The sequence below is a fragment of the Marinobacter iranensis genome (assembly GCF_029207565.1).
GTDB lineage: Bacteria > Pseudomonadota > Gammaproteobacteria > Pseudomonadales > Oleiphilaceae > Marinobacter > Marinobacter iranensis.
Map to the genome: position 1 here is coordinate 1 of NZ_JANCMW010000028.1, position 2,552 is coordinate 2,552.

The window sequence follows — 2,552 nt, forward strand, 5'->3', positions numbered from 1 at the left end:
ATTCCCTTTGGCTTTGCGGGAGGCTTGAAAGATAGCGATACTGGCCTGATCCGGTTTGGGTATCGGGATTACGATCCTCAGACGGGTCGTTGGACGGCCCGGGACCCGATTGGTTTTGCGGGTGGGGATACGAATCTTTATGGGTATGTTCTCGGAAATCCAGTGAATTGGATTGATCCGAAGGGGCTACAATCCAACAATGTCGCATCGGATTTTGGTTTTACTAACGGCTATCTACCGCAAAGTACTATCGAGGTGAACCAAATGAATCGTCTGCCAGAGCAATACAATTCCTTGAAGCACTATGGTGAGGCTTGGGGCATGTTTGTAGGTGGACGCGGCGGAGGTTCTGTCGCCCTAAAAGTATGTAAGTCTGTTCTATCAAAGCCGGAAACCAGTTTGGAGGTAGCGTCGGAACTCCTTCAGGTCCTCAGTGGTGATCCAACTGATACGAAATCACTTACAGAGGCCTTGGGTGGATACCACCAACAGCAGGTTGAGAGTTATAAGCCTGGTGGTCGGCGATGAGAATAATGGATCACAGAATAAAGCTAGTTAGAAGCTCAGTCTTGCACCCCGATTTTTTGAAATTCGGATGCTACTCGCAGGCGCAAAGAGAAGAATTTCTCGCACTTGAAATCTCTGATTGTGTAAGGCAATTAGTCCTCGCCAGAAAGATTTGGAAATATGAAGATGTTAGCTCCGAGATTGCTTCTACTCTACTTCAAGAAGAGCTGGATAAAGGAACACCGGAAAGTTTGGCTTTGTTTGGTGAGGTATTGGTTGAGAGTGGGGTGTTTGACGACGTATTAAGTGATAATGAGTTGAATATTTTCTTTGAAGCTTTGCATAAAAAATCACCAATTTATTATAATTATTGTTATGCAAAGAGAAACCTAGGTAGTTATTCTGTAGCTGAAGAAAGAGTTTATCTGATTTGCGCTGTTGAGTATTTTAGGCGCGGACTGTTTGAAGGAAATCTTACTTCAGCTGTTCTCTATTCGATTTTTGAGAAAAGCTTAAAGTTTTCAGATGATAATTTTAAGAAAGGTGGTTTTTTTCTTTATGCAAAGAAGAGTTTTTTCAGTTTAAAGTCGATGATTTTTTATTTTCTAGCATTATGTATTTCAATAGATCAGCCACTACGTAAGAAATGGTGGAGGTATTCAGAGGTGTATAGCTGGCTGCCGCAGAGAGTGGCGCAATTAGATGTTTCGATGAAAAATAGTGACAGTTAAAATAGCTCATGATCAATTTTGTGTCTGCTCAGAAATAAAGTTATGAGGAGAGAACTTCAAGATAAACTGGATGATTACTACTTCTGGCAGAGAGCGAAATTGATCGTTATTGCCTTGGTTTTAATAATGTTTTTGATTTTTTGTTTTTTAATAACCGTTCCGTTGTCCACCAAAGTAGTTGGGGGTTATGTCAGGAGTGAAGCGTGGCCCTCTGCTTCATCTGTCCTCACGTGGATATCGGTTGTAAGCTCTGTACGCCGTCCTTCCAAGAAAGATTCGGATTTAGACTATCTTTGCCGTGTAGAGCTTAATTCTGGCGATTTTGTTATCGCATATTGCGATGAAAACGAGGTTTGGGGAGACTCGGCTCCTCAAGTGGAAATAATATATGTAGAAAGAGTTTTTGACTTTTTGTCTGCTTATTATGTCTCCAATGCCTCCTTCGACCCCCGGTAAGTTTTGAAGTCAGTGAGGGCCTGAAATGCTTGGGAGAATTTTCATAACTTTGTGCCAGCCAGATTACCTATGGCTACGATGACCGCTACTGCCCGACCGAGGCGTCTCTGGTGCTTCCGCCAGCTACAACCTGGGCGACCAGTTGCAGAGCTTTGGCAACACCAGTTACACCTACGATGGCAATGGTCGCCTGAGCGGGAAAACCACTGGCACCGAAGTCACCACCTACGACTACGACAGCCAGGGCCGGCTCAAGCAGGTGCAGACACCAGAGCACACCATCGAATACCGCCACAATGCCCTGGGCAACCGGGTCGCCAAGGTCAAAGATGGACAAGTGGTGGAACGCTACCTGTGGCAAGACAAGACCACCCTGCTGGCCACCTACGATGGGGATGGCAACCTCAAGCATCGTTACAAATACACGCTGGGCCATGCTCCCACGAGCTTCACCGAGAACGGCGAGACCTATTACCTGCTGACGGACCAGTTGGGCAGCCCGAGAATCGTCTCCGACAGCGCTGGGCAAGTGGTCAAAGCCATCGAATACGATGCCTATGGCAATGTGATCAGTGACAGCAATCCGGGCTTTGAGATTCCGTTCGGGTTTGCGGGCGGTCTGAAAGATGCGGATACTGGCCTGATCCGGTTTGGGTATCGGGATTACGACCCAACGACCGGCCGCTGGACGGCGCGGGATCCGATTGGTTTTGCGGGTGGGGATACGAATCTTTATGGGTATGTTCTCGGAGACCCCATTAGATTTATTGATCCAATCGGTCTAGTGTTCCGTCCGGGTAATTCCTTATCGTAAATGTGCTATAATTCGAGCTGTTATTCACGAGTTTGGAGACTCTG

Annotated in this window: 4 protein-coding genes; all 4 read left to right on the forward strand. The window is 46.3% G+C overall.

Annotated features, from left to right (window positions below):
• On the forward strand, window positions 1-528 hold a 528-nt coding region (locus tag NLU14_RS21225; RefSeq protein WP_275710373.1), incomplete at its 5' end, for an RHS repeat-associated core domain-containing protein.
• Window positions 529-533: 5 nt separating this feature from the next.
• Window positions 534-1,238: a hypothetical protein gene (locus NLU14_RS21230; protein ID WP_275710375.1), complete on the forward strand. Its 705-nt coding sequence runs from the start codon at window positions 534-536 to the stop codon at window positions 1,236-1,238.
• Window positions 1,239-1,280: 42 nt separating this feature from the next.
• Complete coding sequence (locus tag NLU14_RS21235; protein WP_275710376.1) at window positions 1,281-1,694, forward strand: hypothetical protein; 414 nt, start codon at window positions 1,281-1,283, stop codon at window positions 1,692-1,694.
• A 130-nt stretch (window positions 1,695-1,824) separates the two neighbouring features.
• Window positions 1,825-2,508, forward strand: coding sequence for an RHS repeat-associated core domain-containing protein (locus NLU14_RS21240; RefSeq protein WP_476738658.1), 684 nt, complete (start codon window positions 1,825-1,827; stop codon window positions 2,506-2,508).
• Window positions 2,509-2,552: the final 44 nt, after the last annotated feature.